This is a genomic window from Rhodococcus sp. GB-02 (assembly GCF_053470465.1).
Map to the genome: position 1 here is coordinate 826,663 of NZ_JBPUKE010000001.1, position 26,639 is coordinate 853,301.

Below are 26,639 nucleotides of genomic sequence, written 5' to 3' on the forward strand. Positions count from 1 at the left end.
GTGAGGGAGCGGGCCGATCCGCGTTTCACGGTCGCATGAGCTCGTCTGCAAAGGACTTCAGCGTCGCGATCAACGCCTGCGCGGACGGACTCGACGTGCGAGTCGCCGACGAGGTGATGCCGACGCTGTGCCCGATCGGATCGAGAGTGATGGACAGGGTGGTCAAGCGCGCGTCGTCGCGGGGGATGAGACTCGGTAGTACCGCGATCATGTCGGTCTCGACCAGCAGTTGACGCACGGTGAGGAAAGAGGTTGCCTCGACGCGATTTTCGGGCAACGGCAGGCCGTTGCGGGCGAAGAACTCCTCGAGTTCGCGGCGGAGCACTGTCTCGACACCGGGCAGGATCCAGGGGAAGCCGCGCAGTTCTTCGAGTTGGATGTCCTCGCGGTGGGCGAGTGGATGATCCACGCGCGTGACGAGTTCGACCGACTCCGCGTAGAGGTTTCGCCTGATCGCGGTGTCGTCGGTAGGTGAGGTGAGTCGGCCGACGATCAGGTCGATCCGGCCCGCTTCCAGATCGGTGAGCAATTGCTCGGGTGTGCCTTCGCGAACGATGACGGTGAGCAGGGGGTGCTGGACCTTCAGTCGCGCGATAGCGCCCGGAAGCAGCACGTTGGATCCGGCGAGATGTGTTCCCACGATGACGGTTCCGCGATTGGCGTCGGCAAGCTCGACGACGTGCCGCCCCGCTTCGGTCAGTTGTGCGATCACGGCCCGAGCATGAGTGGTGAATGCCTCACCGAAAATGGTCGGGGTGATTCCGCGCGGGCCGCGGTCGAAGAGCGAGACACCGAGAATGGATTCGATGTCGTGCAGACTGCGGGTCGCGACAGGTTGCGTGATGTGGAGTGCGGCAGCGGCACCGACCACACTGCCCTGACGGCTCAATGCGTCGACGAGCAGGAGATGGCGGAGTTTGAGTCGCCCGTCGAGGAGCTTGGGCATGTCCATGGAGCAATCCTAGTCGGGATTTCTCCTGGTGGGTAGGCGCCCGAAGTTGCTCAGGAGAAGGTGATTCCGATCGGTTGGGCCGATGTGTACTTCTCCCACGATTCGCTGCTGTCCGGACTTCCCGTGTGCGCAAACGACGTCCAGTGCCTGCGCACGCGACGGCCCAGTGCGTCGATGCTCGGCCAGTCGCTGCTGCCCAGCATCGGCGCGTCCTGCCATGACTGCTCGGTTCCCAAGACGAAGGGAAGTTCGATGCAGTGGGTGGCTCCGAAGACGTCGTCGGACGGTGTCCAGTCGAAGCGATACGTGTACACCGACGCACCGGCCTCGGTGAAGGCATCGGCCAGGTCGATCGCAGGTTCGGCAAACATGTTCTGTGTCAGTGCCTTTTCGGCGACACGTTCAAGATCCGGAGAGCCCACCACGCCGCGCAGGAACGCGGATCCCTCGTCGCGGGTGTAGCCCACGATGACGTCCGGCGCTGCCTCGAAAGTAAGGGTCACCGGTTCAAGCCCGGAAATCGGCGCAAATGGCGGTTGAACGACATTGGGAGACCGTCGGCTGAATTCGATTGCCGTGCCGCGGAACGCGTCGAGCACATGAGGGAGCTGCGCGGTTCGAGGATCTCCGTCGAGCAGTCGGGCAAACGTCTCGCCGTTCTCGATTGCCGCGGCCTGCGTGAAGTTGAGGTCCGGTCGTGGGGTGCTCTGCAGAATTGCTCGATGGAACAGAGTTCGAGAGTTGTTACTGCTCAACAGGTTCACGATGGAATGAGCGCCGGCCGACTGGCCGAACACGGTGACCGAATCGGGGTTGCCGCCAAATCCCTCGATGTTCTCGCGCACCCACTCGAGCGCTGCGATCTGATCCTGAACCCCGAGATTGCCTTCACTGACCCCGTCGAGGAGGAGGTATCCGAGCACGCCGACGCGATAGTTGACCGACACCACGACGACGTCGCCCTCGGCTGACAAAGCGCCACCGTCGTACCAAGGGAGGGAGCCGCCTCCACTGGAGTAACCGCCACCGTGCAGCCACACCATCACCGGGCGATGACCGGTCAGCGACGGGGTTGTGACGGTGACGGTGAAGCTGTCCTCGCTCTGCTCCGGTTCGGGGAGTGGCGGTCCCATGATCCGTTCGAGACGTGAAGGTGGTTGGGGGAACACCGTTCCGAGAGCTGTGGCGTCGAGGACGTCGGAGAACGGTTCCACTGGGCGCGGTTTCTCGAAACGCTCCGCGCGGGCGTAGGGGATCGCACCGAAGTAGTAGGAACCGTCACGCTTTCGGCCGCGGATCTTCCCCGAAGCTGTGGATGCGATCACCGTCTGGGACGAGGGCATGGGTTCCTTTCCTCTTGTGCATACCTTTTCGAGCATGCCAGGTGCATGCCGCGGCACAAATGCCTTTGTGGTCGTGCGGTATGCGTTACGGCGAGAGGGCCTGTACCAGTCGATCTTCGAGTCGCGTCGTCACTCGGCTGTATATGGCACCGTCGTCCAGGGCCCGGGACATCACTATTGCGCCTTGGATTCCGGCGACGGCTTCTTCGGCGAGTCCGGTGGAATCTTCGGCGCCGACGAGTGCCGCCTCGAGAGCTGCTGTCCATTCGTCGAAGTAGGTTTGCACCTTGGCGCCGAAGCGGTTTCGCTCTTCACCGAGTGCAAATGCGCCGAACAGGCAAATGCGTTGCCCTGACCGAAAGTAGTCGGCGACGGTAGCGAACATGCTCTGGATGCGCTGCCGCGGTGGAACCGACTCTGCTCGAAGCGGTTCGAAGACTTCGGTGCGAAACCATCCGTCGACCTCGTCGAGTACGGCCTCGGCCATCTCTTCCTTTCCTCGCGGAAAGAAGTTGTAGAGACTGCCTTTGCCCAAACCGGTGTGTTCGGTGATGACGGCCAGTCTTGCTCCGTCGAACCCGTAGGTTCGAAACACGTTCGCGAGGGCGGGGATCGTGTCCGAGCGTTCAGCTACCTGTCTGGCCATGGATTCATCCTTTCATCACAGACCCAACTCGCTCAGGCCCGGATGATCGTGCGGGCGTGGTCCGGTCGAATCCCAGAAGAGCTTTCGCTCGGACTCCGCGATGGGGACGTCGTTGATGCTGGCATGACGGTGGTGCATGAGGCCGTCCGCGTCGAATTCCCAGTTCTCGTTGCCGTAGGAGCGGAACCACTGCCCGTCGTGATCGTGCCACTCGTACGCGAATCGCACGGCGATGCGGTCGTCGCCGTGTGCCCACAACTCTTTGATCAACCGGTAGTCCAGCTCGCGGGTCCACTTCTCGGTCAGAAGTTCGACGATTTCGGATCGGCCGGTGACGAACGTCGACCGGTTGCGCCACCAACTGTCCGGCGTGTAGGCCAGCGACACCTTGTGCGGATCGCGTGAGTTCCATCCGTCCTCGGCGAGACGGACCTTCTGGACGGCGGTTTCGTGGGTGAAGGGCGGAATCGGTGCTCGGACGGTCATTGCGTGGCCTCTCGATCGGATGTGTACCTATCGGTACACACTTTACCGATAGGTACAACAAGAGTCCAGGGAATGACTTCGGCCGCCCCCACCGAAGTGGGAGCGGCCGAAAGAGTCGAGAAGGAAGAAATTAGCGGGCGCGACGAGCCAGACGCTCGGAATCCGAGATCAGAACGCTCTTGCCTTCGAGGCGCAGCCATCCGCGGTGTGCGAAATCAGCGAGCGCCTTGTTGACGGTCTCGCGGGAAGCGCCGACGAGCTGGGCGATCTCTTCCTGCGTGAGGTCGTGAGTGACGCGCAGGGCGCCGCCTTCCTGAGTGCCGAAGCGCTGCGCGAGCTGCAGGAGCGCCTTGGCGACACGGCCGGGAACGTCCGTGAAGATCAGGTCGGCCAGAGTGTTGTTGGTACGACGCAGTCGGCGGGCGAGAACGCGCAGCAGCTGCTCGGCGATCTCCGGGCGCTGCTGGATCCATGCCTTGAGAGCGTCGCGATCCATGCTCACGGCGCGAACCTCGGTGACGGTCGTAGCCGTCGAGGTGCGGGGGCCGGGGTCGAAGATGGACAGTTCGCCGAACATGTCGGACGGGCCCATGATCGTCAGCAGGTTCTCGCGACCGTCGGGTGAGCGTCGACCGATCTTCACCTTGCCGGACACGATGATGTACAGGCGGTCACCGGGTTCACCTTCGTTGAAGATGACATGTCCACGGGGGAAGTCGACGGGCTGCAGCTGCTTTGTCAGCGCCGCTACCGCTGAGGGCTCGACTCCTTGGAAGATGCCGGCTCTTGCCAGGACGTCGTCCACGTGCGCTCCTTGTTGGGATTTGTTCGTTTGTGGTGTCATTTTTGCGCTATCTATCTTTGTACCCGTGCTGCGCACAAACCGTTGTACACAGGTTCACCCCTCATGAGTGAGGCCATGAGTGAGACACTGTGTCCAATGCAATCTGTGTTCAATGCAACAGGTACGGCATCGAAGTCTACGTCCCGATAGCTCGCGACGAGTGATTGATGCCACGTAAGAGCCGAAAATTCTTCCGGAATCCGCTGTGGTGACTACTTTGTATGGCCGTCAACTTGCCCGTTGTGTCCGGATTTCGCCCAGGCTGGCGCTCTCGGGAGCCTCCGACTGACGGCCCTTCCGCTTCCGGTGGAAGCGAGCGAACGCATGGGGAAACCCATCGCTTGCCAGGCGGGCGACGTCGTCGTGACTTGCCTGATCGAGGAAGTCTTCTACTTCGTGCTCTTGAACCGAGAGCCGACGCAATCGCCCTTCGACTCGTTCCATCGCCAGGGCAAAGAGCATCAGCAGTAGCGGAAAGAGAATTACTGCGAGTCCTTGCATAGGGGGAAGTAAACACGTCGAAGGTCTCAGAATCGACACGACGGAGTCTCCACTCATGTCCTATCCGTACAGTTGTCTGAGTGCAGACCACCCCGACAGGCAGTTCAGAGCAGCGGAAGAAACCGCGTTCGGGGGGTGCGCGGAAAGAAGAATCACACCTCGGATTGGTGCGCCGGGCGCGTCGGATGAATCGTGAGCTCGCCGTGGCATTTCCGCACGTGTATTGCGAACTCGACTTCACGACACCGTTGGAGCTGGCTGTGGCTACAATCCTGTCGGCGCAGTGCACGGACGTCCGCGTCAACATGGTCACGCCGGCGCTCTTCGCCCGCTATCCCGCCGCCAAGGCATACGCGGAAGCCGATCGGACCGAACTCGAGGAGTACATCCGCTCCACCGGCTTCTACCGGAACAAGACGACGTCGTTGATCGGACTCGGTCAGGCGCTACTCGAACATTACGACGGTCAAGTCCCGAACAAGCTCGAAGATCTGGTGAAACTCCCCGGCATCGGACGCAAGACTGCGAACGTCGTGCTGGGCAATGCCTTCGACATTCCGGGAATCACCGTCGACACCCACTTCGGTCGGCTCGTGCGTCGGTGGAAGTGGACCGAGGAAGAAGATGCCGTCAAGGTGGAACACGCCGTCGGGGCACTGATCGAACGTAAGGAATGGACTCTGCTCTCGCATCGCGTGATCTTTCACGGCCGACGGGTCTGCCACGCGCGCAAGCCCGCATGCGGTGTGTGTGTTCTGGCCAAGGACTGCCCGTCGTACGGTCTCGGCCCGACCGACAAAACCGAGGCCGCGGCCCTGGTGAAAGGCCCCGAGACCGATCATCTGCTCGCCCTGGCAGGGTTGTGATCGCCGATGACAAGTGCCGGAAGATGGTCTCTCGCTGCGCTCGTGGTCGTCGCGGCTCTCGTCGTGGCGATCTGGCCGCGCGGAGGAGACGACACGACGCCCACCTCGACGGGCCCGTCCTCGTCCGCGTATCAGCCGCCGACGTTCACTCCGTCGTCGGAATCGCTCGATCAACTCCGTAGCCAGGCGGCTCTGGCTTCCTGCCCGACTCCGACCGGCGAAGCGCCTGCCGGCTCGGCTCTCGCCGGAATCACCCTCGACTGCGTCTCCGACGGAGCGCCCGTCGACCTTGCCGCAGCGGTGGGCGGAAAGCCGACTCTGCTCAATCTGTGGGCGTACTGGTGCGCGCCATGCGCCGAAGAGCTTCCGTACCTTCAGGAATTCGCGGAGCGCGCCGACGGCAGCATCAACGTGCTGACCGTGCATTCGGATCCGAATCAGGAGAACGCTTTGACGCGACTCATCGACTACTCGGTGCGTTTGCCCGGCGTCCAGGACGGTGACGGCAAGGTGCGGATCGCAGTGGGCGCACCGCCGGTGCTGCCGGTGTCGGTGCTCGTGCGCGCGGATGGAACAGTCGCCAAGGTCTTGCCCCAACCCTTCCGCAGTGCGGACGAAATCGCCGCCGCTGCGGCGCAATATCTGGGAGTCGTCGTATGAGCACACCGGTTCCCGAGTGGTTGCGCGCTGTCGCCAGCACCGAGCCCACCGATCCCCATCGGATCAACCCCGTCCTCGAGCGTCGCGCGCCGCGCGGCACCGTGACGCGTCCGGCCGCGGTGCTCGTGCTCTTCGGAGGACCGCGTGAGGCAGACCCTCTCGCCGTCAGCGGCTTGCCGGAGGGCGCAGACGTCCTGCTGACCCAACGGGCGTCGACGATGCGTCAGCACAGCGGACAGGTCGCATTCCCCGGCGGCGCCGCCGACCCAGGCGACGACGGTCCCATCGGCACCGCGCTGCGTGAAGCTCAGGAAGAGACCGGGCTCGATCCGAGCGGAGTTCAGCCGCTCACCGTGTTGCCGGAGATCTTCATCCCGCCGTCAGGTTTCGACGTGACTCCGGTGCTCGGCTACTGGGAGCAGCCGACGACGGTGGGCATTCAGGACGAGGGCGAGGTCGGACGGGTGGCCAGGGTGCCACTGCGCACGTTGCTTGACCCGGACAACCGGTTTCAGGTTCGCCATCCCCTCGGATATCAGGGCCCGGCGTTCCGCGCCGACGGCATGCTGGTCTGGGGGTTCACAGCAGGAATCCTCGCGGCGCTGTTCACGGTGTCCGGCTGGGAGATTCCATGGAACTACGAGGACGTGAGAGACCTGGACACAGCGCTGTCCGAGTTCGGTGAAGGTGTCGAGGATTCGGCGGTGCCGCGATGACAGGTTCTCGTTGGGTGGACATCGCCATCGTTCTGGTCGCCCTCATCGCCGCCACGTCCGGATGGCGTCAGGGCGCGGTGGCGTCGGCGTTGGCGTTCGTCGGCGTGATCCTCGGCGCCGTCGCCGGAATTCTGTTGGCGCCACACCTGCTCGTGCACGTCACCGAAGGCAAACTTCGCATCCTCGCGGGCATCTCGCTGATCGTGGTGTTGGTCATCATCGGCGAAGTCGCCGGCATGGTCCTCGGACGCGCAGCGCGCAGCGGAATGCACAGTCCGACGGCGAGATCCGTCGACAGCGTCATCGGTGCGGGTCTACAGGCGGTGGCCGTCGTGGTCGCGGCATGGTTGCTCGCGATTCCGCTCACTTCTTCGTCGCAGCCGAATATCGCCGCAGCTGTTCGTGGTTCGGATGTACTCGCCAGTGTGGACGAAGTGGCGCCGCAGTGGCTGCGCCGCATCCCGACCGAGTTTTCGGCGTTGCTCGACACCTCCGGCCTGCCGGACGTCATCGGCCCGTTCGGGCGCACACCCATCACCGAGGTCGAAGCACCCGACGCGAGCGTTCTGGCCAGTCCGTTGGCGGCGCAGTTGCGTCCGAGTGTTCTACGCATCAACGGCGTCGCACCGAGTTGCCAGCGCGCGCTCGAGGGATCCGGATTCATCGTCGCCCCCGAACGCGTCATGACCAACGCCCACGTGGTGGCCGGAACCGAGAGCATCACGGTGGACACCATGGAGGGCGCACTGCCCGCACAGGTGGTTCTCTTCGACTCCGCTGTCGACATCGCGATTCTGGCGGTTCCCGGATTGGACGCGCCGGTGCTGCCGTTTGCTCCGGAGCAGGCTCGGACCGGTGACAACGCGTTGGTGCTCGGCTACCCCGGTGGTGGTCCGTACACGGCCAGCGCAGCCCGCGTTCGTGAGGTTCTGAACCTGAACGGGCCGGACATCTACAAGGCCGGAACCACCCAGCGCGAGGTCTACACCGTTCGCGGATCCATCCGGCAGGGCAACTCGGGTGGACCGATGGTCGACGATCAGGGACGGGTCCTCGGCGTCGTGTTCGGCGCTGCCGTCGACGACAGCGACACCGGATTCGTCCTCACCGCGCAGGAAGTCTCGCGTCAGTTGAACGCGGCCGCGTCGGCCTCGACGCCCGTGCCGACCGGCGCGTGCATTCTGTAGCGGTCAGGAAGGCTCGTCGGTCAGGAAGTGCAGGAGCGTGCTGTTGACGCGCTCCGGGGCTTCCTGATGTGCGTAATGGCCGACGCCTGCGATGGTGTGGAGTTTCTCGGTGGGTGCCCAGTGCCTGTCGCGACGCACGGTGCGCGTCAGGACGTACGGGTCCAGTTCGCCGTGGATCTGGAGGGTCGGGATGCGAAGCACCTGATCCATCAACTTCATGAAGCGACGCCCTTCGGGGCGGAGCTGGCTGCGGAATGCCCAGCGTTGGTACTCCAACGTGGAATGCGCGACACCCGGGATCCGGATCGCGGATCGCATCTTGCTCATGACGTCCGCGAACTCGGGTTGCTGCGGCCAGGTGGGGCCGGACCTCGAACGAACGAGACGCTCCACCTCGGCGCCCTTGGCGGCCGTCAGCCGTCGCTCCGGGCGAAGCGGTACCTGGTAGGCCAGGAACGAGGGCAACAGTGCCCGCCGCTGATAGGGGTCGCGGACGACGGCTTGCTTGAGCGCCATCGGGTGTGGTGACGAGATAAGCGCGATCGACCGCACCAGGCGTGGATGCAGGAGGGCGGTCGCCCAGCACACCAGACCTCCGTCGGCATGACCGATCAGCGTGGCCTTGCCGTAACCCATCGCACGAATAAGGCCGGCTACGTCACCGGCGAGCGTCCAACCGTCGTAGCCGCGAGGGGGCTTGTCGGAATCGCCGTACCCACGAAGATCCATCGCGACAACGCGGAAGCCCTGCTCGGACAGCGCTGTCAGCTGATGGCGCCAGGACCACCAGAAATCGGCGAATCCGTGCAACAGGACCACCAACGGAGCATCCGGCTCCGCGTCGCCTACCTCGACGACGTGAAACCGGATGCCGTTGGCGTGAATGTCCCGGTGAATCCAGGGGCCGTCGAACCTGACGGTGGATGGATCTGGGGCTGCCACTTTCGATCAGACTCGCTACCGGCGCGCGTTGAAATCGACGGACGGCTTTGCGTCGTCATGGCTGCCGGGGATGACGTTCCTGGCCTGCTTGAGCGATTCGATCGTCTTCTCCGGAGCCCGCAGCTTGCGCACGCGCAGATAACCGAGCAGCGCCAGGATCGCGGTGGTCACCACCATGATCAGGAAGACGATGAGGAACGCCAGCCAGCGCGGCACCCAGGTGTCGAGCATCTCGGCCAGGAAGAAAAAGAAGAAGAACGAGCTGAACAGCAGAACTGTGAAGGCCAGGATGAAGAAGACACTGCCCTGCAGGCCCTTCTTGACCTCGCCCGTGACCTCGGCCTTGGCGAGTTCAACCTCGGCGCGCACGAGGGTGGAGACCTGTGCAGTCGCATCCTTGACGAGGGCCCCGATGGTGGCCTCGCCCGGCGTGCGGGCGTCCACATCGGTGAGAGGGATGGAAGAGACCGTGTTCGGTACTCCATCTCCGGTGAAGCGCTGGCTCTCTCCGTTGGTCAAGCTCACTTGTCGACCTCTCCAGGTAGTTCTCTCGCGTCCGTGGCAATGGCGGTGGAAGCGTCGTCTCGAGCCGCATGCACCCGTCCACGTCGCCACAGCAGCGCTGATCCGATCAGCGATGCCACCAACGATGTCACGAGAACTGCGGCCTTCGCTATCTCGGCCTCGCTGCCATCGCCGACCCCGTCCAATGCGAGGTCTGCTACAAGCAGGCTAACGGTGAACCCGATGCCACCGAGAACTGAGAGGGCAAACATGTCTCTCAATTCCAGTGTCTTGGGTTTGGTTGCTATCCCCAATTTAATCGCGAGCAGGGAAATCCCGAAGATTCCGACGGTTTTGCCGACCAGAAGTCCGACGACAACCGATTGCCCCACTGGGTCGGTGAAAATGTCGCCGAGTACCGCGGCGTTGATCGGAACACCGGAGGCGAACAGTGCGAAGACGGGGACGCAGAATCCTGCGGAGTACGGCTGAATGCGGTGCTCGAGACGGCTGCCCGGCGCGTACTCCTCGTCCGGATCACGCCTGACCCGGGTGAGTAAGCCGAGCGCGACGCCGGCGAGTGTGGCGTGTATCCCCGCTTCGTGCATCGCGTACCAGGTCAATAGTGCCAGCGGGACGTAGAGGAACGGCGTCGTGATGCGTTTGTGTTGGGCGTAGGCGTAGGTAGCCAGGGCTGCGGCCGCGGTCAGCAGCCACAACATCGCGAGGGAACCGGTGAACAGTACGGCGATGAGGATGATCGCGAGCAGATCGTCGACGACGGCCAGGCTGAGCAGGAAAACTCGGGCGCTCGCTGGGATCTTCGAGCCGGTGAGCGCGAGCACGCCGAGGGCAAAAGCGATGTCCGTCGCGACGGGAATAGCCCAGCCCTTGTCCATGCCGGGCGTGCCGAAGCCGATGGATGCCGCGATGATCGCGGGGACCAGGACGCCGCCGCACGCCGCGATGATCGGCAGCATCGCGGCTTTACGGTCCGCGAGCTCGCCGACCACCAGTTCGCGTTTGAGTTCGAGGCCGGCGACGAAGAAGAAGACGGCAAGCAGTCCGTCTTGCGCCCACGTGCCCAGGCTGAGGTCGAGATGGAGTACGGAGGGGCCGATCTGGAAGTCGCGTAGTGCGATGTAGCTCTCACCGAAAGGTGAGTTCACCCAGATCAGAGCGACGGCGGCGGCGATCAGGAGGATCGATCCGCCCACCGTTTCGGTGCGGAGATAGCGGGACAGTTCGGAACGCAGGGTGGAGATCACGCGTGGGGACGACCTTTGTTCGTGCAACCGAATTCGGATGCAACAGACATGAACGTGATCGACGTTGCGACGCATCGAATGCACGTGCCGACCAGACTTCCCGGCTCACCTTTACGGAATTTTATCGCGGATTGCCCGCTGAGCCGAATTCGCGGAGTCGGATTTGCGCAGGAAAACCCCGCGGGTGTTCAATTCCTACCGATTGGGACAGCATCCCACCAATTGGACATCGTTCGTATATCGGCGCAGGAGCATTCTTTGAGCACGTCAGTCAGTGAGAACCCACCCAAGCCTGAGGACGGTGGCGCAGATACCGTCGCCGGAGTGCCACGCAGCCGAATCGTGGTTGCCAGCATGGTGGGTACGTCCATCGAGTTCTACGACTTCTACATCTATGCAACCGCGGCAGTATCGGTGTTCCCGCACCTGTTCTTTCCGAAGGGCAACGACGCCACCGCGCTTCTCGCGTCGTTGGCGACGTTCGGACTCGCGTTTGTCGCCCGCCCCCTCGGCTCGATCCTCTTCGGACACTTCGGGGACCGCGTCGGACGCAAGGCAACCCTGGTCGGCTCGCTGCTGACGATGGGCATCGCGACCTTCCTCATCGGTCTGCTGCCCACCTATCACCAGATCGGTCTGCTGGCCCCGGCGTTGTTGGCGCTCATGCGCTTCTGTCAGGGCCTCGGACTCGGCGGTGAATGGTCGGGTGCTGCTCTACTCGCGACCGAGACCGCCAAGGAAGGCAAGCGGGCCTGGGCGGCGATGTGGCCGCAACTCGGTGCCCCCATCGGCTTCTTCATGGCCAACGGCCTGTTCCTGATCATCACGCTGTTCATGAACCACGACAATTCCAGCCCGGACCTCGAGGGCGCGTTCCTGAGCTGGGGTTGGCGAATTCCGTTCCTGCTCAGCGCAATCATGGTGATGATCGGCCTGTACGTACGGCTCAAGCTCGAGGAAACCCCGGTGTTCGCGCGCGCAGTCGAGCGCGGCGAGAAGGTCAAGACCCCGGTCGCCGAGGTGTTCAAGACCAGCTGGCGCCAGCTGATCATCGGTACGTTCGTGATGCTCGCGACGTACACGCTCTTCTACATCATGACCACCTGGGTGCTCAGTCACGGAACCGGCAAGACGGCGGCAGACGGTGGAACCGGTGCCGGCTTCAAGTACACCGATTTCCTTGTCCTGCAGCTGATCGCAGTCGTGTTCTTCGCTGCCGCCGTGCCGGTCTCGGGTTGGCTCGCCGACCGTTACGGGCGCCGGATCACGCTGCTGATCATCACCGGCCTGATCATGGTGTTCGGCTTGACCTTCGGCGTCTTCCTCGAACCGGACGGAATGAACGACGGACGCATGTTGGCGTTCCTCATCGTGGGCATGCTGCTCATGGGCCTGACCTTCGGTCCGATGAGTGCCGTTCTCCCGGAACTCTTCCCGACCAACGTCCGCTACACGGGCTCGGGAATCGCGTACAACACCGCCAGCATTCTGGGCGCTGCGGTGGCGCCGTTCATCGCCGTCTACCTTGCGAAGAACTACGGCGTCGGCTGGGTCGGCATCTACCTCCTCGTGGCGGCGACACTGACTTTTGTTGCGCTGCTGGTCATGCGTGAGACAAAGGGTGAGTCGCTGGATAATGTAGGGGCATGACCCTGCTGTGCGCCTTTATCAACCCCCGGCGGTTGATAAAGGCGCACAGCAGTTGTCAGGGCTGAGCAGGCAGGACGTGCTCACCGGTCTTGTCGGTGCTCAATGCCAAGGAACTGATGTACTGCTTCTCGCCGTTCGGGCCGGGAACGTTCGACGCGAGCATGTCGGGACGCTCGAACTCGACTCCGCTGACGCAGCACAAAAGCGTTTCGCCGGAGGGGTTTCCGTACTCGTCGAACATCGGTAGATCGATGCCGTCGTCAGTGCGTCGTAGGTAGTACTTGCCCTTGGTGGCGACGGCCAGGACCGGCGGCATCACCAGTGCGATGACGATCGCGACGATCGGGGAGAACGGCTTGATCGCCGAACCGAAAGCGCCGAAGAACACCAGGATCGACACTCCCGCAGCCAGCAGCATCGACACGAAGCCGACGGGGTTGACGTCGTAGAGCATCCCGCGTCGGAACTCGGGGACCTTCGGGGAGAGCTTCAACCAGTACTTGTTGATCGCGATGTCAGAGGCGACAACCACGACCCAGGCGATACCGCAGTTGGCGTAGAAGCCCAGAATCGTGTTGAGGAAGTCGAACATGTTGGCTTCCATCAAGATCAGTGCGATCGCCAGGTTGACCAGTACGAAGATCATGCGTCCCGGGTAGGTCTTGGTGACGCGGGTGTACGAGTTGGTCCAGGCCAGTGAGCCGGAGTACGCGTTGGTGACGTTGATCTTGATCTGGCTGATGACGACGAGGATCACGGCCAGCGTCATGGCCAGCCAGTGCGGCATCATGTCCTGGTAGATCTCGAGGAACTGGTGCACGGGCTGGTTGGCGATCGAGGATCCGTCGACGACGTTCGCGATGATGTACACGGCGAGGAACAGTCCGACGATCTGCTTGAACGCGCCGAAGATGACCCAGCCGGGCCCGGCGAGAATTACTGCAGCCCACCAACGACGGGTGTTCTCCGGTGTCTTGGGCGGCATGAAGCGCAAGTAATCGATCTGCTCGGCGATCTGCGCGATCAGCGACAGACAGACACCCGCGGCCAACATCACCGAACCGAAGTTGACACCCTTGCCGTTTGCGCCGTCCTCACCGCCGAATGCGAAGAACGCGCTCACCGAATCAGGGTGCTTGAACAGCAGATACAGGAACGGCAGCACCATCATGACGAGCCACAAAGGCGTCGTCCACACTTGGAGCTTTGCCAGAGCCTTCATGCCGTAGATGACCAGTGGAATGACCATCAGGGTCGAGACCGCGTAGCCGATCGAGAGCGGGATCCCGAGCCCCAGTTTCAAACCCTGGGCCATGATGGAACCCTCGAGCGCGAAGAAGATGAAAGTGAACGTCGCAAAGATGACGTTGGTGACCACCGAACCGTAGTAGCCGAAACCGCTTCCGCGCGTAATCAAATCGAGGTCGATGTTGTATCGCGCGGCATAGTAGGCGAGTGGGAAGCCGGTGGCCATGATGACGACGGCAAACACGGCGATGCCCAGCAGTGCGTTACCGGTGCCGTACGAGATGCCGATGTTGGCGCCGATCGAGAAGTCTGCGAGATACGCGATTCCGCCGAGCGCGGAGGTCGCGACCACGCCGGTTCCCCATTTGCGGTAACTGCGTGGCGCAAATCGGAGGGTGTAGTCCTCCAGAGTCTCCTTGAGTGCGGCGTTCTCACCGAGTTCTGCCCTGTCCGGCGCGCCGGCGGACACCTGCTCGTTCACTGCTGTCATGACGTCACTTCCCCTGGGTGCCTGTGCATGTGCACTTTGTGGTGCAGGCACCCAACCTAGGGAGGTGGCGTTACGCGGACATGTTTGAAATGTGTCGCCCACGTTGCGGATTCGATCCGCAACGTGAGCGAGCACTCATGGGACTTTCTTTACCTGTATCTGATCACCAACTGCCCGCGCTTGCAAGGCGAGTGGCTGCGTCCCGACCGGCCGAAGGTCGAGAACGGCGGCGGCCACCGGGTCGGCCAAGACGTTTCGGATGGTCCGGCGTAGGCCACGTGCTCCGTACACCGGGTCGAACCCGCGCCGTTGCAACAGGGCGACGGCGCTGTCGTCTACCTCCACGTCGACGCCTCTCCTGGCCAGCCGAGCTGTGATCAGTCCGATTTCGAGCCGAGTGACCTGCTCCGCCGTCCGTTCGTCGAACTCGTCGAGGATCACGGTTTCGTCGATGCGGTTGAAGAACTCGGGGTCGAAGAACTTCTCCAGCGCGCGCTGCACCAGATGATGACCGTGGCGTGGTCGATCGATGCGGACGCGATCGGCGATCTGTCGTAGGCGGGACCGTCGACGTTCCGCCACCGCAGCCGAACCGAGATTCGACGTCAGGAACACGTAGCTGTTGCGAAACGAGATCTTCTGCTGACCGTTCGCCAACCGGAGCTCGCCGTTGTCGAGGACCTGCAGGAGCGCGCGCAGCACGGTGGGGTCGGCCTTCTCCACTTCGTCGAACAGGACGATTCCGGGGGTATACGGATCGCCCTCGACAGTGTTCTTGTCGAACAGTGTGAAGGACTCCTTGCTTCCGGCATATCCAGGCGGAGCCCCGGAAAACGATGCCGCATAGTGCTCTTGTGCTAGAGCATTCATGTCGATGCGGCACAGATCGTCGGGCCCTGACCGTAGTTCCGCGGCCACCCGCCGCACCAGCTCCGTCTTGCCGACGCCGGTGGGGCCGACCAGAAGGATATTGGCGAGCGGACGCGTCGGATCCGTGGCACCGACATGCGCGATCGAAATTGCGCGAACCACAGCGTCGACGGCGGCCTGTTGTCCGACGATCTTGGAACTGAGGGCCTTCGAGAGCTTGTGGGCGTCGAAGGCTCCTACCGGTGCGGGTTCGGTTGGTTCCTCGGCCGGTGGTGGTGCTGCTGCACTGTTCCGGTCATGGAGCATGTCGGTGATATACGGCACGGCAGGAATCCTTACGCTTCGATTGTCTTCTCGACCGGCAGGTTTCCGACGCGGCAATCCACTACACCCACTGTGTCTCGGGTGATGGCCTCGACGCGTTCCTGAGCCTTCTGCGCGTCGGTGACCCACAGCTTGTAGAACTCGAACGGGCAGTCCGCGACGCCCTTGTCTCCGTCACCTGCTGCATGGACGCCGGAGTAGCCGCGGTGGAGGAGCTTGAAGATGTGGTTCTGGGATTGATCGTTCTCGCGCGCATCACGAATGGCCGAGACGGACAGCTGCGCGTACTGGATTCCGTATTCTTCCTCGCCGGTTTCGCCCAGCGTCCGACCGTCGAAACCGATGATCGCCGAGTGTCCGAAGTAGGAGTAGACACCGTCGAATCCGGCCGCATTGGCAACTGCCACATAACAATTGTTGGCCCAGGCCATCGCCTTGGACATCATCACCTGCTGGTCCTTGGCGGGGTACATGTATCCCTGGCAGCGGACGATCAGTTCTGCGCCCTTCATCGCGCAGTCGCGCCAGATCTCCGGATAGTTGCCGTCGTCGCAGATGATCAGCGAAATCTTCAGCCCCTTGGGGCCCTCGGAAACATAGGTGGTGTCACCGGGGTACCACCCTTCGATGGGGCACCAGGGCAGGATCTTTCGGTACTTCTGAACAATCTCGCCCTTGTTGTCGATGAGGATCAACGTGTTGTACGGCGGCTTGTTCGGGTGATCTTCGTGCTGTTCGCCGGTGATGGAGAAGATTCCCCACGTGTCGGCTTCGCGGCATGCGGCGGAGAAGATCGCGGTCTCGTCACCGGGGATGGTGGCCGCTGTCGCGTACATCTCCTCTTCGTCGTACATGATTCCCTGCGTGGAGTATTCGGGGAAGACCACGAGATCCATTCCGGGGAGACCGGTCTTCATGCCGATCATCATGTCGGCGATCTTGCGCGCGTTCTCGAGGACGCCGGCGCGATCGTGCAGGCGGGGCATTTTGTAATTGACCACTGCTACGCCGACTGTGTCGTTGCTCGAGGAGATGTCACCGTGTCGCATTGTCTTTCACTCCTTGGTTGTGTGGATCAGTTGAAGACTGGACGGGATTGGGGTACTGCGGCTTTGGGGGCGGCGAGGATCTTGGCCAGACCCAGGAGAATCAGAAGTGCTCCGGCCCAGCCGGCCGCGACGGCAGGCGTGGTGTGGAAGTTGTCGGTCAGCATCAGGAAGGCGGGAACCGTGCAGGTGGGCTGGCTCAGAAGGACTGCGGCCCAACCGGTGAAGCGGCCGAGATTTTCCCGGCCCAAGCCGAGCACCAGGAAGAACAGCGTCCAGAGTGCTGCCCACGCGAGCCAGATGACGCCGAATACCGGGTCGTTGCTCACCGTGAACGAGAGGAAGGAATACACGAGTGCGGCGCATGCGACGAACAGCGAGAACCACCCGATTCCTTCCGGCTCGAAGCCGGCGAGATTGCTGATGCCTACGTAGAGGTAGGTGAATCCGAACAGGTAGAGCCCCGAGGCCGCCAGGACGGCACTCGAATCTCCCTGTGCCTGAATCAACATGACGGTGGGGACGACGCACTGAAGAGCGCCGACGAAGAGGTTGAGGACCGAGGCGGATCGAACGGGAACTGTGCCGAGCAGCATCAGTCCGTTGACGAAGAGGACGGCTCCCACGTAAAGCAAGCCAACACTGCCCATCGGGCACCTCCGGTTACTTTCGGGACGGGTTACTTTCAAATGAAATGATTCCAAATGAAACTAAGTGATGCGCGCCACAGAAGTCAAGAGGTGAATCTCAGGGAAAGATTTCAGAGGGTGGCGATGATCGAGAAGTCGAGTCCGTCGGCGACGGCAAGCTGAATCTTCTGCCGTGCAACACGATTGCGAAACTCGACGGTCCCGCGAGGTCCGTCGTACGCGGCGCCTTCGACGACGGCGTCCAGGTCGTGCGGTTGTGTGCTGTCGGCGCGTCGAACCAGGGCTGAAAGGGTATGTATCCCTTCGTAACACGACTCGGCAGCATTGTTCAGTGCTGGGGCGTGCGCGCCATGCAGTGCAACGTAGCGTCCCAGCAGGTCCATGGAGTTGCCGTCGACCATCGAACGGAAGTATGCGGCGGAGGCAAACAGGTTTCGGGTTGCCCTAGGCCCGCTCGCGAGCAGCATGTTCTCTTCCATCAACGGGCTGAACCGGATCATCGATTCGTCGAGCCCGCGGCGGGCGAAGGCACGGTTGAAGTCGACGGCGTCCTGCCCGACGAGGAGCATGATCACGCCGTCGCAACTGGAGTTCGAGACGGTCTCGACCAACTGTTTCATGTTGCCGCGCCCCAGGTCGACAAACGAACCACCGACCAGGGTGAGATCGAGTTCGGCCGCGAACTGTCGGACGGCCCCGAGTGAGCTGTGGGGCCAGATGTAGTCGTCGCCCACGACAAACCACTTACGCGCTCCGACGTTGTCACGCAGCCACTTCAGAGCCGGCGCGATCTGCTGCCGTGGTGTCTCGCCCGAGCAGTAGATACCTGGTCTGACCTCGCCACCTTCGTAGAGCGAGGTGTACGAATACGGGATGCGGTCGGCGACCACTGGTGCAAGCGCGTGTCGGACCGAGGAGATGTGCCAGCCGCTGACGGCGTCGATGTCGCCGGCGTCGAGTAGTTGTTGCACGCGGGCGGCGACGGCGCTCGGCGTCGCGCCGCCGTCGATCACTTCGATCTGGACTTCGCGTCCCAGCACGCCACCGGAGTTGTTGAGGTCGCGGGCGGCCAATTCGCTGATTGCTTCGCACGACGGACCGAACAGTCCGGCCGGTCCCTGGAGGGGAACCACCATGCCCAGGCGCCACACCGCGCTGCGCGCGCGTTCGAGCGCGCCGGTAGCGTTCATGCGTCGCCGCCGGAATCGGGAGTCAGCGGCCTGGCCTGGGTTACTATCATTTCATTTGAAAGTATTGCCCGAGAAGTGTGAACTACGCAACAGCGGGGGAGCGATCAGTGGGAAAAAGTGACTCCGGAATTCTCGATGCGTCGCTGACGACCGCGCTGGTCCGAGCAGCACGAATTGCCGCAGCAGCGGCGGAGAAGACGCTGGCGGCAGAGAATCTCACTCTCGATCACTGGATGACGCTCGAAGCCTTGGCGTCGACCGAGGGCTTGACTATGGCTGAGCTGCGCGATCGAACGGGAACACCATCTCCGACGCTGACGCGAGTCGCGGACAAGCTGGTCTCGCTTGCGCTCATCTATCGCGAAGTCGGTGAGGACGACCGCCGGAAGGTGCGCGTGTTTCTCTCCTCGCGCGGAAAGTCCTTGCACAAGCGGGTTGCAGCAGATATTCGCGTGGCCGAGGAGTCCTGGCTGACGTCGAAAGAGGAAGTGAAGCTGCGAGAGGGGCTCCGCCCCTGTGCGCCTTTTAGGTAGTGGGGACTACCAAAAAGGCGCACGGGGGCCGAAGGCCTTACTTGCCGCGGATTGCGTCGAATACCTTGGGGTCGACCAGGGTCGAGGTGTCTCCGAGGTCGCGGCCTTCGGCGACGTCGCGCAGGAGGCGGCGCATGATCTTGCCGGACCGGGTCTTCGGCAGTTCCGGCACGATGGTGATTTGACGTGGTTTGGCGATGGGGCTGATGTCGGTGGAGACCTGCGCCTTGAGTTCGGCGATGAGGACGTCGCCGGTGTTCTCGACGCCTTCACGGAGGATGACGAACGCGACGATGCCCTGTCCGGTGGTCTCATCGGCGGCACCGACGACGGCGGCTTCCGCGACGCCGTGATGGTTCACCAGTGCTGATTCCACTTCGGAGGTGGAGATGCGGTGCCCGGAGACGTTCATGACGTCGTCGACGCGGCCGAGGACCCAGAGTGCGCCGTCGTCGTCGTACTTGGCGCCGTCACCGGCGAAGTACCAGCCTTCTTCGGCGTAGCGTGACCAGTAGGTGTCGCGGTAGCGGTCCATGTCGCCCCAGATGCCGCGCAGCATCGCCGGCCACGGCTCGTCGAGGACGAGGTAGCCGTTGCCGCCGGGGCCGAGGGGCTTGGCGTCGTCGTCGACGATCTTGGCGGAGATGCCGGGCAGGGGTGCCATGGCGGATCCGGGTTTGGTGGCGGTGATACCGGGGAGTGGCGAGATCATGATCGCTCCGGTCTCGGTCTGCCACCAGGTATCGACGATGGGTGCTTTGTTGCCGCCGATGACCTCGCGGAACCAGCGCCACGCTTCGGGGTTGATGGGCTCGCCCACAGAGCCGAGGAGGCGGATCGAGGACAGGTCGTGGGCGTCGGGGATCTCGCGGCCCCACTTCATGAACGTGCGCACGAGGGTGGGTGCGGTGTAGTAGATGGAGACGCCGTACTTCTCGATGATGTCGAAGTGGCGGTGCTCGTTCGGGGAGTTGGGGGTGCCTTCGTAGACGACCTGGGTGACGCCGTTCGAGAGGGGTCCGTAGACGATGTAGGAGTGTCCGGTGACCCAGCCGATGTCTGCGGTGCACCAGTAGACGTCTTGTCCGGCTTTGTGATCGAAGACGTTGTGGTGGGTGTAGGAGGCTTGGGTGAGGTAGCCGCCGGAGGTGTGGATGATGCCCTTGGGCTTACCGGTGGTGCCGGAGGTGTAGAGGATGAACAGGGGATGTTCGGCGTCGAAGGCCTGCGCTTCGTGCTCGGGTGAGGCCTGTGCGACGGTTTCGTGCCACCACAGGTCGCGGCCGTCGGTCCAGTCGACGTTGATGCCGGTCCGGTTGACCACCAACACGTTCTGCACCGATTCGGCGCCGGCGACGGATTCGTCGACCGCGGTCTTGATGGGTGCTGCTGCGCCGCGTCGCCACTGACCGTCGACGGTGACGACGAGTTTGGCTTGGGCGTCGTCGATGCGTGAGCGTAGGGCGGTGGCGGAGAATCCGGCGAAGACGACCGAGTGGGTCAGGCCGAGGCGGGCGCAGGCGAGCATGGTGACGATCGCTTCGGGGATCATCGGCATGTAGATCGCGACGCGGTCACCGGCGACGAGGCCGAGGTCGGTGAAAGTGTTTGCGGCGCGACTGACTTCGGCGAGGAGGTCGTTGTAGGTCAGATCGCGGGAATCGCCTGGTTCGCCTTCGAATGCGATGGCGACGCGGTCGCCGTTGCCGGCGAGGACGTGGCGGTCGACGCAGTTGTAGGCGACGTTGAGTTTTCCGCCGACGAACCACTTGGCGACGGGGGCGTCGGTCCAGTCGAGGACGTCGGTCCATTTTTCGTGCCAGTGAAGGCGCTCAGCTTGATTCGCCCAGAAAGCGAGGCGGTCGGTATCTGCGGCAGCCTGCAACTCCGGTCCCGCGTTGGCGGCCGCAGCGAACTCTGCGCTCGGCGGATATGCCTGGGGGACGTCTGTTTCGGCTGCGCTTGTCATGGCTGACGGCCTTCTTTCCACTTTGATCGACACTTTTCTGACTCCGTGTGAGGGTAGTCACAAGCTCGCGCAAACGCACCGTTGCATCACGTTGCAACCCGTTGTCCTGCGACGATCGGTCGAATTGATGCGACGGGTGGTCGCTTCCGCCGACGAATGAATGTGTGCGAATTCAATTACCCCCAATTTTCCAACAATGGGTGCGGTGCGCGCTTCGAGCTCGATGTGTCTATTGTCAAACCATTATTCGACCGCAACTCGAAGTCACGTTCACTTTCAGTTGTAGGCGACACGACGCCGGCAGTTACGGCTGTCGGCAGGCCGCGAGCATGCTCGGGGTCACTTAGATGTGGAAGGAATTCCTTTGCGTATCTCACGCATAGCGACCGGCGCGGTCGCGCTCGGAATGACGGCAGTGCTGATCACGGCATGTTCGTCCGGCGATTCGTCGGGCGGATCGTCCAGTGGCGTCGTCAACGCCTGGGCGGGCGAGCCTCAGAACCCGTTGATCCCCACGAACACGAGCGAGAACATGGGCGGCCGCGTCCTCGACTCGCTGTTCTCCGGTCTCGTTTCGTACACCGCCGACGGCGGTACGGAGAACGAGGTTGCCGAGTCCATCGAGAGCACCGACGGTCAGAACTTCACCGTCAAGCTCAAGGACGGCTGGACCTTCACGGACGGCACCCCCGTCACCGCGAAGTCCTTCGTCGACGCCTGGAACTACGGCGCCCTCTCCACCAACGCTCAGCTTCAGGCTTCGTTCTTCGACCCGATCAAGGGCTACGACGAAGTTGCCGCCGAGGTACCGACGGCACAGACCATGTCGGGTCTGAAGGTCGTGGACGACTCCACCTTCACCATCGAACTCAAGCAGCCCGAGTCGGCGTTCCCCGATCGCCTCGGCTTCACGGCGTACTACCCGCTGCCGGAGGTCGCGTTCAAGGACATGGCCGCATTCGGTGAGAACCCGATCGGCAACGGCCCGTACAAGCTCGACGGAACCGGCGCATGGCAGCACAACGTCCGCATCGACACCGTCGTGAACCCGGACTACAACGGCAACCGCAAGCCGAAGAACGCCGGCGTCGATTTCATCATGTACAACAGCCTCGACACGGCCTACACCGATCTCCTGGCCAACAACGTCGACGTTCTCGACCAGGTTCCGCCGAGCGCCGTCACGACCTTCGAGTCGGATCTGCCCGGACGCACCGTCAACCAGCCGTCGGCAACCATCGAGACGTTCACGATCCCGGGTCGCCTGCCGCACTTCAGCGGCGAAGAGGGCATGCTCCGCCGTCAGGCGATCTCGATGGCGATCAACCGCGATCAGATCACCCAGCAGATCTTCAACAAGACCAGGACGCCTGCACTCGACTTCACCAGCCCCGCAATCAAGGGCTGGAACGACTCGCTGACCGGCAACAGCAACCTGAAGTTCGATCCCGAGGCAGCCAAGGCCGCTTGGGCGAAGGCCGACGCGATCGCTCCGTGGACCGGCAGCTTCGAGATCGCGTACAACTCGGACGGCGGACACCAGGAATGGGTCGACGCCACGGCGAACAGCATCCGCAACACCCTCGGCATCGACGCAAAGGGCAAGCAGTACGCCACCTTCGCTCAGATCCGCACCGAAGCCACCAACCGCACCATCCAGAGCTCCTTCCGCTCCGGTTGGCAGGGTGACTACCCGCAGCAGTACGGCTTCCTGGCGCAGAACTACCAGACCGGCGGCAGCTCCAACGACGGTGAGTACTCCAACCCCGAGTTCGACCGCCTCCTGCGCGAATCGGCCGGCCAGACCGATCAGGCCAAGGCTCAGGAACTGCTCGATCAGGCTCAGGAAGTCCTGCTCAAAGACCTGCCCGCAGTTCCGACGTGGTACCGCAACGCTGCCAGTGGATGGTCGGAGAACGTCTCCAACGTGACCATCAGCTGGAACGGTGTTCCGGTCTACGAAGACATCGAAAAGAACTGACGCGTAGAACGATCCGCATCTGAAACGTGAGTTCGGGACGGCAGGCGCCCTGCCTGCCGTCCCGAACTCGTGTTCACACCGGACTGTCCGCTGACGTACACGATCATCGACAAGGAGGTGATCCGATGCTCTGGTACATCGGTCGCCGAGTGCTTCAAATGATCCCGGTTTTTCTCGGGGCCACTCTTCTGATCTACGCCATGGTCTTCCTGCTTCCCGGTGATCCGATTGCCGCGTTGGCGGGCGACAAAGCGCTCAGTCCGGCTGTTGCACAGCAGCTTCGGGAGCGCTACCACCTCGACCTCCCCTTCTATCAGCAGTACCTGCTGTACCTGAAGGGCATCTTCACGCTGGACTTCGGCACGTCGTTCTCCGGGCGACCTGTCAGTGAAGTTCTGGCACAGGCATTTCCGATCACGATGAAACTTGCCTTCATGGCACTGATCGTCGAGACGGTCTTCGGTGTCGGCTTCGGCCTCATCGCCGGCCTGCGTAAGGGCGGATTCTTCGACAGCACCGTCCTGCTGTTCAGCCTCGTTCTCATCGCCATCCCGATCTTCGTGATCGGCTTCCTGGCTCAGTTCTTCATCGGCGTCAAATGGGGCATCGTCCCGCCGACGGTCGGTGGCAACACCAGCTTTACCAATCTCCTACTCCCTGCCCTGGTTCTGGGTTCGGTCTCGTTCGCCTACGTACTGCGACTGACCCGAACGTCCGTGGCGGAGAACCTGAGTGCCGACTACGTGCGCACCGCCACCGCCAAGGGACTTTCCCGTGGACGAGTGGTTCGCGTACACGTGTTGCGCAACTCGCTGATCCCCGTGGTCACGTTCCTGGGCGCCGATCTCGCAACGTTGATGGGCGGCGCCATCGTCACCGAGGGCATCTTCAACATCAACGGCGTCGGCGGCACGATCTACCAGGCCGTGACCAGAGGTGAAGCACCGACGGTGGTTTCGTTCGTCACTATCCTGATCGTGATCTACCTGATCGCGAATCTGCTCGTCGACCTCTTGTACGCCGCGCTCGATCCGAGGATCCGCTATGTCTGAGACCGTGAAGACCGGACGTGCAGTCCGGCAAAGTCATTTCGTGGCACCGCCCGAAGTTGCGGCACCGGGGGAGACGGACGCCGTCAAACTCGATCAGGCGCCGACGAGCATGTGGACCGACGCGTGGCGCGATCTGCGCAAGCGTCCCCTGTTCATCATCTCGACGATCATCATCCTCGCGGTCATCGTCATCGCAGCGTTTCCGGGCTTGTTCACGAGTACCGATCCGCGGTTCTGCGACCTGACCTACAGCATGCAGGGACCGACTTCCGGCCACTGGTTCGGATTCGACCGCCAGGGTTGTGACGTCTACTCGCGCACTATCTACGGTGCTCGCGCGTCCGTACTCGTGGGCGTCGGCGTCACTGCGTCGGTGCTGGTGATCGGAGTGATCTTCGGCGCGCTGTCCGGCTTCTACGGCGGCTGGACCGATTCGATTCTTTCCCGCGTGGCCGACATCTTCTTCGGTATCCCGCTGATCCTCGCTGCCATCGTTCTGATGCAGCTGTTCACCGATCGCACCATCTGGACCGTCGTCGGCGTCCTGGCACTCTTCGGTTGGCCGCAGATGGCAAGAATTGCTCGAGGCGCGGTGATCTCGGCGAAGAACAACGATTACGTCATGGCTTCGGAAGCATTGGGTGTTTCGAAGCTCAAGACTCTGATCCGCCACGTCATCCCGAACTCGTTGGCGCCCATCATCGTGGTGGCCACCATCTCGCTCGGCACGTACATCGTTGCCGAGGCGACGCTGTCCTTCCTCGGTATCGGGCTTCCGTCCACCGAGGTTTCGTGGGGTGGCGACATCAGCAACGCTCAGGTGACGCTGCGTCAAGGATCAACGATTTTGTTTTACCCGGCAACGGCTTTGGCGATCACCGTCCTCGGATTCATCATGATGGGTGACGCACTGCGCGACGCCCTCGATCCCAAGTCTCGGAAGCGGTGAGCACGATGACCACCAAGGAAACTCTCACCTCGGAGGAAACTCCGTTGCTCGAGATTCGTGATCTCGAGGTGTCGTTCCAGTCCAATTCCGGTCCGGTTCCGGCAGTTCGAGGCGTCAGCCTGACGGTGTACCCGGGTCAGACGGTCGCCATCGTCGGCGAATCGGGCTCGGGTAAGTCCACCACCGCCCACTCGATCATCAATCTGCTTCCCGGCACCGGCAAGGTGACGGCAGGCGAGATCATCTTCGACGGCAAGGACATCTCGAAGCTTTCGGAGAAGGACTTCGTCCACATCCGGGGCAGCCAGATCGGTTTGGTTCCGCAGGACCCGATGTCGAATCTGAATCCCGTGTGGAAAGTGGGCTTCCAGATCGAGGAAGCACTGGCTGCCAACGGGATCGCCAAGGGTAAAGCTGCCAAGGTTCGCGCCGCCGAATTGCTCGAGGAGGCCGGCCTCGCCGAAGCCGAGAGCCGGTTGGGGCAGTACCCGCACGAGTTCTCGGGCGGTATGCGTCAGCGCGCACTCATCGCGATCGGGTTGTCTGCCCGTCCGAAGCTCCTGATCGCGGACGAGCCGACGTCGGCGCTCGACGTCACCGTCCAGCGTCAGATCCTCGATCACCTGGACGGTCTGACTACGGAACTCGGCACCGCCGTTCTGCTCATCACTCACGATCTGGGCCTGGCCGCCGAGCGCGCCGAGCACTTGATCGTGATGAGCAAGGGGCGCATCGTCGAATCCGGTCCGGCACTGGAGATTCTGAAGCGTCCACAGCATCCGTACACACAGAAGCTGGTCGCTGCTGCGCCGTCGTTGGCGTCGAAGCGACTCAGTTCTTCGGTAGCGCGCGCCGAGATTCGGGAACAGGCGGAAGGGGTCGCCGAAGCGGTCAAAGCCGAGGAAAGTACGGCAGAGTCCTTCGGCAAGGCGACCGACGACGTTCTTGTCGTCGATCATCTGACCAAGGTGTTCAAGCTGCGCAAGGGTTTCCGCAAGACCACTGACTTCACCGCAGTGAACGACGTGTCCTTCAAGGTCCGCCGCGGAACCACAACGGCGATCGTCGGTGAATCGGGTTCCGGTAAGTCGACGGTCGCGCAGATGGTCCTCGGCTTGCTCGAGCCCACGGCGGGCAACGTGGTTTTCGACGGTCAGGACGTGGCGAAACTCGGCGCGAAGGAAACCTTTGCGTTCCGCCGCCGAGTGCAGCCGATCTTCCAGAACCCCTACGGCACGCTCGACCCGATGTACTCGATCTACCGCACGATCGAGGAGCCGCTGCGTACCCACAAGGTCGGGACCAAGGCCGAGCGTGAGGCTCGCGTCCGCGAACTTCTCGACAAGGTCGGTCTGCCCCAGTCGGTCATGCGACGCTTCCCGAACGAGCTCTCCGGTGGACAGCGTCAGCGCGTCGCAATTGCGCGCGCGCTGGCTTTGCAGCCGGAGGTCGTGATCTGCGACGAGGCGGTCTCCGCTCTCGACGTGCTCGTTCAGGATCAGATCTTGACCCTGCTCAACGACCTGCAGGCAGAGTTCGGGTTGACGTACCTCTTCATCACGCACGACCTGGCCGTGGTTCGTCAGATCGCGGACAACGTCTTGGTGATGTCGCGTGGCTCGATCGTCGAATCGGCGCCGATCGACGACGTGTTCGGCAATCCGCAGCAGGACTACACGCGCAAGTTGCTCGACGCGATTCCCGGTGGGTCCATCAAGCTGGGAAGCTGACGCAACAGGTAGGTAGGCAAGTCCGCAGAGGGGCTGCAAGGG

25 protein-coding genes are annotated in these 26,639 nt (G+C 62.7%); 10 read left to right on the forward strand and 15 right to left on the reverse strand.

The window, feature by feature from the left end:
* Positions 1-25: 25 nt before the first annotated feature.
* The 6 genes from ACSW29_RS03985 to ACSW29_RS04010 all read right to left on the reverse strand — a co-directional run bounded on the left by ACSW29_RS03985 (position 26) and on the right by ACSW29_RS04010 (position 4,772).
* Entirely contained in the window at positions 26-952 is a 927-nt protein-coding gene (locus tag ACSW29_RS03985) for a LysR substrate-binding domain-containing protein (RefSeq protein WP_230816521.1), read from the reverse strand.
* Between the two features lie 50 nt (positions 953-1,002).
* On the reverse strand, positions 1,003-2,295 hold the full coding sequence (locus ACSW29_RS03990; protein WP_448276547.1) for a carboxylesterase family protein: 1,293 nt from the start codon (positions 2,293-2,295) through the stop codon (positions 1,003-1,005).
* A gap of 85 nt (positions 2,296-2,380) precedes the next feature.
* A complete protein-coding gene (locus ACSW29_RS03995; RefSeq protein ID WP_448276548.1) occupies positions 2,381-2,941 on the reverse strand; it encodes a TetR/AcrR family transcriptional regulator in 561 nt (186 codons plus the stop codon).
* A gap of 15 nt (positions 2,942-2,956) precedes the next feature.
* Positions 2,957-3,427: a nuclear transport factor 2 family protein gene (locus ACSW29_RS04000; RefSeq protein WP_448276550.1), complete on the reverse strand. Its 471-nt coding sequence runs from the start codon at positions 3,425-3,427 to the stop codon at positions 2,957-2,959.
* Positions 3,428-3,557: 130 nt separating this feature from the next.
* Positions 3,558-4,232 (reverse strand): Crp/Fnr family transcriptional regulator, encoded by a 675-nt coding sequence (locus tag ACSW29_RS04005; RefSeq protein WP_003943506.1) that lies wholly within the window; start codon positions 4,230-4,232, stop codon positions 3,558-3,560.
* 267 nt (positions 4,233-4,499) lie between these two features.
* Complete coding sequence (locus tag ACSW29_RS04010) at positions 4,500-4,772, reverse strand: hypothetical protein (protein ID WP_019746620.1); 273 nt, start codon at positions 4,770-4,772, stop codon at positions 4,500-4,502.
* A 185-nt stretch (positions 4,773-4,957) separates the two neighbouring features.
* Between ACSW29_RS04010 and nth the strand changes: the two genes are divergently transcribed.
* Genes nth through ACSW29_RS04030 form a run of 4 tightly spaced genes read left to right on the forward strand, consistent with a single transcriptional unit; the run spans position 4,958 to position 8,201 of the window.
* Positions 4,958-5,638 (forward strand): endonuclease III, encoded by a 681-nt coding sequence (nth, locus tag ACSW29_RS04015; protein WP_448276552.1) that lies wholly within the window; start codon positions 4,958-4,960, stop codon positions 5,636-5,638.
* Positions 5,639-5,644: 6 nt separating this feature from the next.
* Positions 5,645-6,298 (forward strand): TlpA family protein disulfide reductase, encoded by a 654-nt coding sequence (locus tag ACSW29_RS04020; protein WP_003943500.1) that lies wholly within the window; start codon positions 5,645-5,647, stop codon positions 6,296-6,298.
* Positions 6,295-7,014, forward strand: a complete 720-nt coding sequence (locus tag ACSW29_RS04025) for an NUDIX hydrolase (protein WP_448276553.1) — start codon at positions 6,295-6,297, stop codon at positions 7,012-7,014. The genes ACSW29_RS04020 and ACSW29_RS04025 overlap by 4 nt, the downstream gene beginning before the upstream one ends.
* The gene (locus ACSW29_RS04030; RefSeq protein WP_003946095.1) at positions 7,011-8,201 is read left to right on the forward strand and encodes a MarP family serine protease; all 1,191 of its coding nucleotides are present in this window, start codon (positions 7,011-7,013) and stop codon (positions 8,199-8,201) included. The genes ACSW29_RS04025 and ACSW29_RS04030 overlap by 4 nt, the downstream gene beginning before the upstream one ends.
* 3 nt (positions 8,202-8,204) lie before the next feature.
* Here the strand turns inward: ACSW29_RS04030 and ACSW29_RS04035 are convergent, their stop codons facing one another.
* From ACSW29_RS04035 to nhaA, 3 genes are read right to left on the reverse strand one after another with little or no spacing between them, the layout of a single operon-like run.
* Positions 8,205-9,143: an alpha/beta fold hydrolase gene (locus tag ACSW29_RS04035; RefSeq protein WP_230816513.1), complete on the reverse strand. Its 939-nt coding sequence runs from the start codon at positions 9,141-9,143 to the stop codon at positions 8,205-8,207.
* A gap of 15 nt (positions 9,144-9,158) precedes the next feature.
* A complete protein-coding gene (locus ACSW29_RS04040) occupies positions 9,159-9,668 on the reverse strand; it encodes a phage holin family protein (protein WP_230816512.1) in 510 nt (169 codons plus the stop codon).
* Entirely contained in the window at positions 9,665-10,999 is a 1,335-nt protein-coding gene (nhaA, locus tag ACSW29_RS04045) for a Na+/H+ antiporter NhaA (protein WP_448276555.1), read from the reverse strand. The genes ACSW29_RS04040 and nhaA overlap by 4 nt, the downstream gene beginning before the upstream one ends.
* A gap of 174 nt (positions 11,000-11,173) precedes the next feature.
* Between nhaA and ACSW29_RS04050 the strand changes: the two genes are divergently transcribed.
* Positions 11,174-12,565, forward strand: coding sequence for an MFS transporter (locus ACSW29_RS04050; protein WP_448276556.1), 1,392 nt, complete (start codon positions 11,174-11,176; stop codon positions 12,563-12,565).
* Between the two features lie 55 nt (positions 12,566-12,620).
* On the opposite strand, the gene ACSW29_RS04055 is transcribed toward ACSW29_RS04050, so the two are convergent.
* The 5 genes from ACSW29_RS04055 to ACSW29_RS04075 all read right to left on the reverse strand — a co-directional run bounded on the left by ACSW29_RS04055 (position 12,621) and on the right by ACSW29_RS04075 (position 18,383).
* Positions 12,621-14,303 carry a purine-cytosine permease family protein gene (locus ACSW29_RS04055; protein WP_230816509.1) on the reverse strand — a complete coding sequence of 561 codons (1,683 nt, stop codon included), beginning with the start codon at positions 14,301-14,303 and terminating at the stop codon, positions 12,621-12,623.
* Between the two features lie 135 nt (positions 14,304-14,438).
* Positions 14,439-15,497 (reverse strand): AAA family ATPase, encoded by a 1,059-nt coding sequence (locus tag ACSW29_RS04060; RefSeq protein WP_230816508.1) that lies wholly within the window; start codon positions 15,495-15,497, stop codon positions 14,439-14,441.
* 11 nt (positions 15,498-15,508) lie between these two features.
* Positions 15,509-16,546, reverse strand: a complete 1,038-nt coding sequence (locus ACSW29_RS04065; protein ID WP_448276557.1) for an aliphatic amidase — start codon at positions 16,544-16,546, stop codon at positions 15,509-15,511.
* A 26-nt stretch (positions 16,547-16,572) separates the two neighbouring features.
* Positions 16,573-17,193, reverse strand: a complete 621-nt coding sequence (locus ACSW29_RS04070; RefSeq protein ID WP_230816506.1) for an AmiS/UreI family transporter — start codon at positions 17,191-17,193, stop codon at positions 16,573-16,575.
* A gap of 110 nt (positions 17,194-17,303) precedes the next feature.
* A complete protein-coding gene (locus ACSW29_RS04075; RefSeq protein ID WP_347875575.1) occupies positions 17,304-18,383 on the reverse strand; it encodes a substrate-binding domain-containing protein in 1,080 nt (359 codons plus the stop codon).
* Positions 18,384-18,490: 107 nt separating this feature from the next.
* On the opposite strand from ACSW29_RS04075, the gene ACSW29_RS04080 reads away from it, so the two are divergent.
* The gene (locus ACSW29_RS04080) at positions 18,491-18,916 is read left to right on the forward strand and encodes a MarR family transcriptional regulator (RefSeq protein WP_347875576.1); all 426 of its coding nucleotides are present in this window, start codon (positions 18,491-18,493) and stop codon (positions 18,914-18,916) included.
* A gap of 37 nt (positions 18,917-18,953) precedes the next feature.
* Here the strand turns inward: ACSW29_RS04080 and acs are convergent, their stop codons facing one another.
* Positions 18,954-20,885, reverse strand: a complete 1,932-nt coding sequence (gene acs, locus ACSW29_RS04085; protein WP_448276559.1) for an acetate--CoA ligase — start codon at positions 20,883-20,885, stop codon at positions 18,954-18,956.
* 364 nt (positions 20,886-21,249) lie between these two features.
* Here acs and ACSW29_RS04090 point away from each other — a divergent pair, with 364 nt between their 5' ends.
* The 4 genes from ACSW29_RS04090 (at position 21,250) to ACSW29_RS04105 (ending at position 26,597) form a co-directional block, all read left to right on the forward strand.
* On the forward strand, positions 21,250-22,866 hold the full coding sequence (locus ACSW29_RS04090) for a peptide ABC transporter substrate-binding protein (protein ID WP_230816502.1): 1,617 nt from the start codon (positions 21,250-21,252) through the stop codon (positions 22,864-22,866).
* A 125-nt stretch (positions 22,867-22,991) separates the two neighbouring features.
* Positions 22,992-23,918, forward strand: a complete 927-nt coding sequence (locus ACSW29_RS04095; protein WP_230816501.1) for an ABC transporter permease — start codon at positions 22,992-22,994, stop codon at positions 23,916-23,918.
* Positions 23,911-24,867 (forward strand): ABC transporter permease, encoded by a 957-nt coding sequence (locus ACSW29_RS04100; RefSeq protein WP_003946092.1) that lies wholly within the window; start codon positions 23,911-23,913, stop codon positions 24,865-24,867. The genes ACSW29_RS04095 and ACSW29_RS04100 overlap by 8 nt, the downstream gene beginning before the upstream one ends.
* A gap of 5 nt (positions 24,868-24,872) precedes the next feature.
* The gene (locus ACSW29_RS04105; protein ID WP_317826503.1) at positions 24,873-26,597 is read left to right on the forward strand and encodes an ABC transporter ATP-binding protein; all 1,725 of its coding nucleotides are present in this window, start codon (positions 24,873-24,875) and stop codon (positions 26,595-26,597) included.
* The last annotated feature ends 42 nt before the right edge of the window (positions 26,598-26,639 follow it).

Excerpts from the sequence above, each read along its gene's own strand:
- ACSW29_RS03985 (WP_230816521.1), bottom strand. The coding sequence starts at position 952 with ATGGACATGCCCAAGCTCCTCGACGGGCGACTCAAACTCCGCCATCTC.
- ACSW29_RS03990 (WP_448276547.1), bottom strand. The coding sequence starts at position 2,295 with ATGCCCTCGTCCCAGACGGTGATCGCATCCACAGCTTCGGGGAAGATC.
- ACSW29_RS03995 (WP_448276548.1), bottom strand. The coding sequence starts at position 2,941 with ATGGCCAGACAGGTAGCTGAACGCTCGGACACGATCCCCGCCCTCGCG.
- ACSW29_RS04000 (WP_448276550.1), bottom strand. The coding sequence starts at position 3,427 with ATGACCGTCCGAGCACCGATTCCGCCCTTCACCCACGAAACCGCCGTC.
- ACSW29_RS04010 (WP_019746620.1), bottom strand. The coding sequence starts at position 4,772 with ATGCAAGGACTCGCAGTAATTCTCTTTCCGCTACTGCTGATGCTCTTT.
- nth (WP_448276552.1), top strand. The coding sequence starts at position 4,958 with ATGAATCGTGAGCTCGCCGTGGCATTTCCGCACGTGTATTGCGAACTC.
- ACSW29_RS04020 (WP_003943500.1), top strand. The coding sequence starts at position 5,645 with ATGACAAGTGCCGGAAGATGGTCTCTCGCTGCGCTCGTGGTCGTCGCG.
- ACSW29_RS04025 (WP_448276553.1), top strand. The coding sequence starts at position 6,295 with ATGAGCACACCGGTTCCCGAGTGGTTGCGCGCTGTCGCCAGCACCGAG.
- ACSW29_RS04030 (WP_003946095.1), top strand. The coding sequence starts at position 7,011 with ATGACAGGTTCTCGTTGGGTGGACATCGCCATCGTTCTGGTCGCCCTC.
- ACSW29_RS04055 (WP_230816509.1), bottom strand. The coding sequence starts at position 14,303 with ATGACAGCAGTGAACGAGCAGGTGTCCGCCGGCGCGCCGGACAGGGCA.
- ACSW29_RS04065 (WP_448276557.1), bottom strand. The coding sequence starts at position 16,546 with ATGCGACACGGTGACATCTCCTCGAGCAACGACACAGTCGGCGTAGCA.
- ACSW29_RS04070 (WP_230816506.1), bottom strand. The coding sequence starts at position 17,193 with ATGGGCAGTGTTGGCTTGCTTTACGTGGGAGCCGTCCTCTTCGTCAAC.
- ACSW29_RS04075 (WP_347875575.1), bottom strand. The coding sequence starts at position 18,383 with ATGAACGCTACCGGCGCGCTCGAACGCGCGCGCAGCGCGGTGTGGCGC.
- acs (WP_448276559.1), bottom strand. The coding sequence starts at position 20,885 with ATGACAAGCGCAGCCGAAACAGACGTCCCCCAGGCATATCCGCCGAGC.
- ACSW29_RS04095 (WP_230816501.1), top strand. The coding sequence starts at position 22,992 with ATGCTCTGGTACATCGGTCGCCGAGTGCTTCAAATGATCCCGGTTTTT.
- ACSW29_RS04100 (WP_003946092.1), top strand. The coding sequence starts at position 23,911 with ATGTCTGAGACCGTGAAGACCGGACGTGCAGTCCGGCAAAGTCATTTC.
- ACSW29_RS04105 (WP_317826503.1), top strand. The coding sequence starts at position 24,873 with ATGACCACCAAGGAAACTCTCACCTCGGAGGAAACTCCGTTGCTCGAG.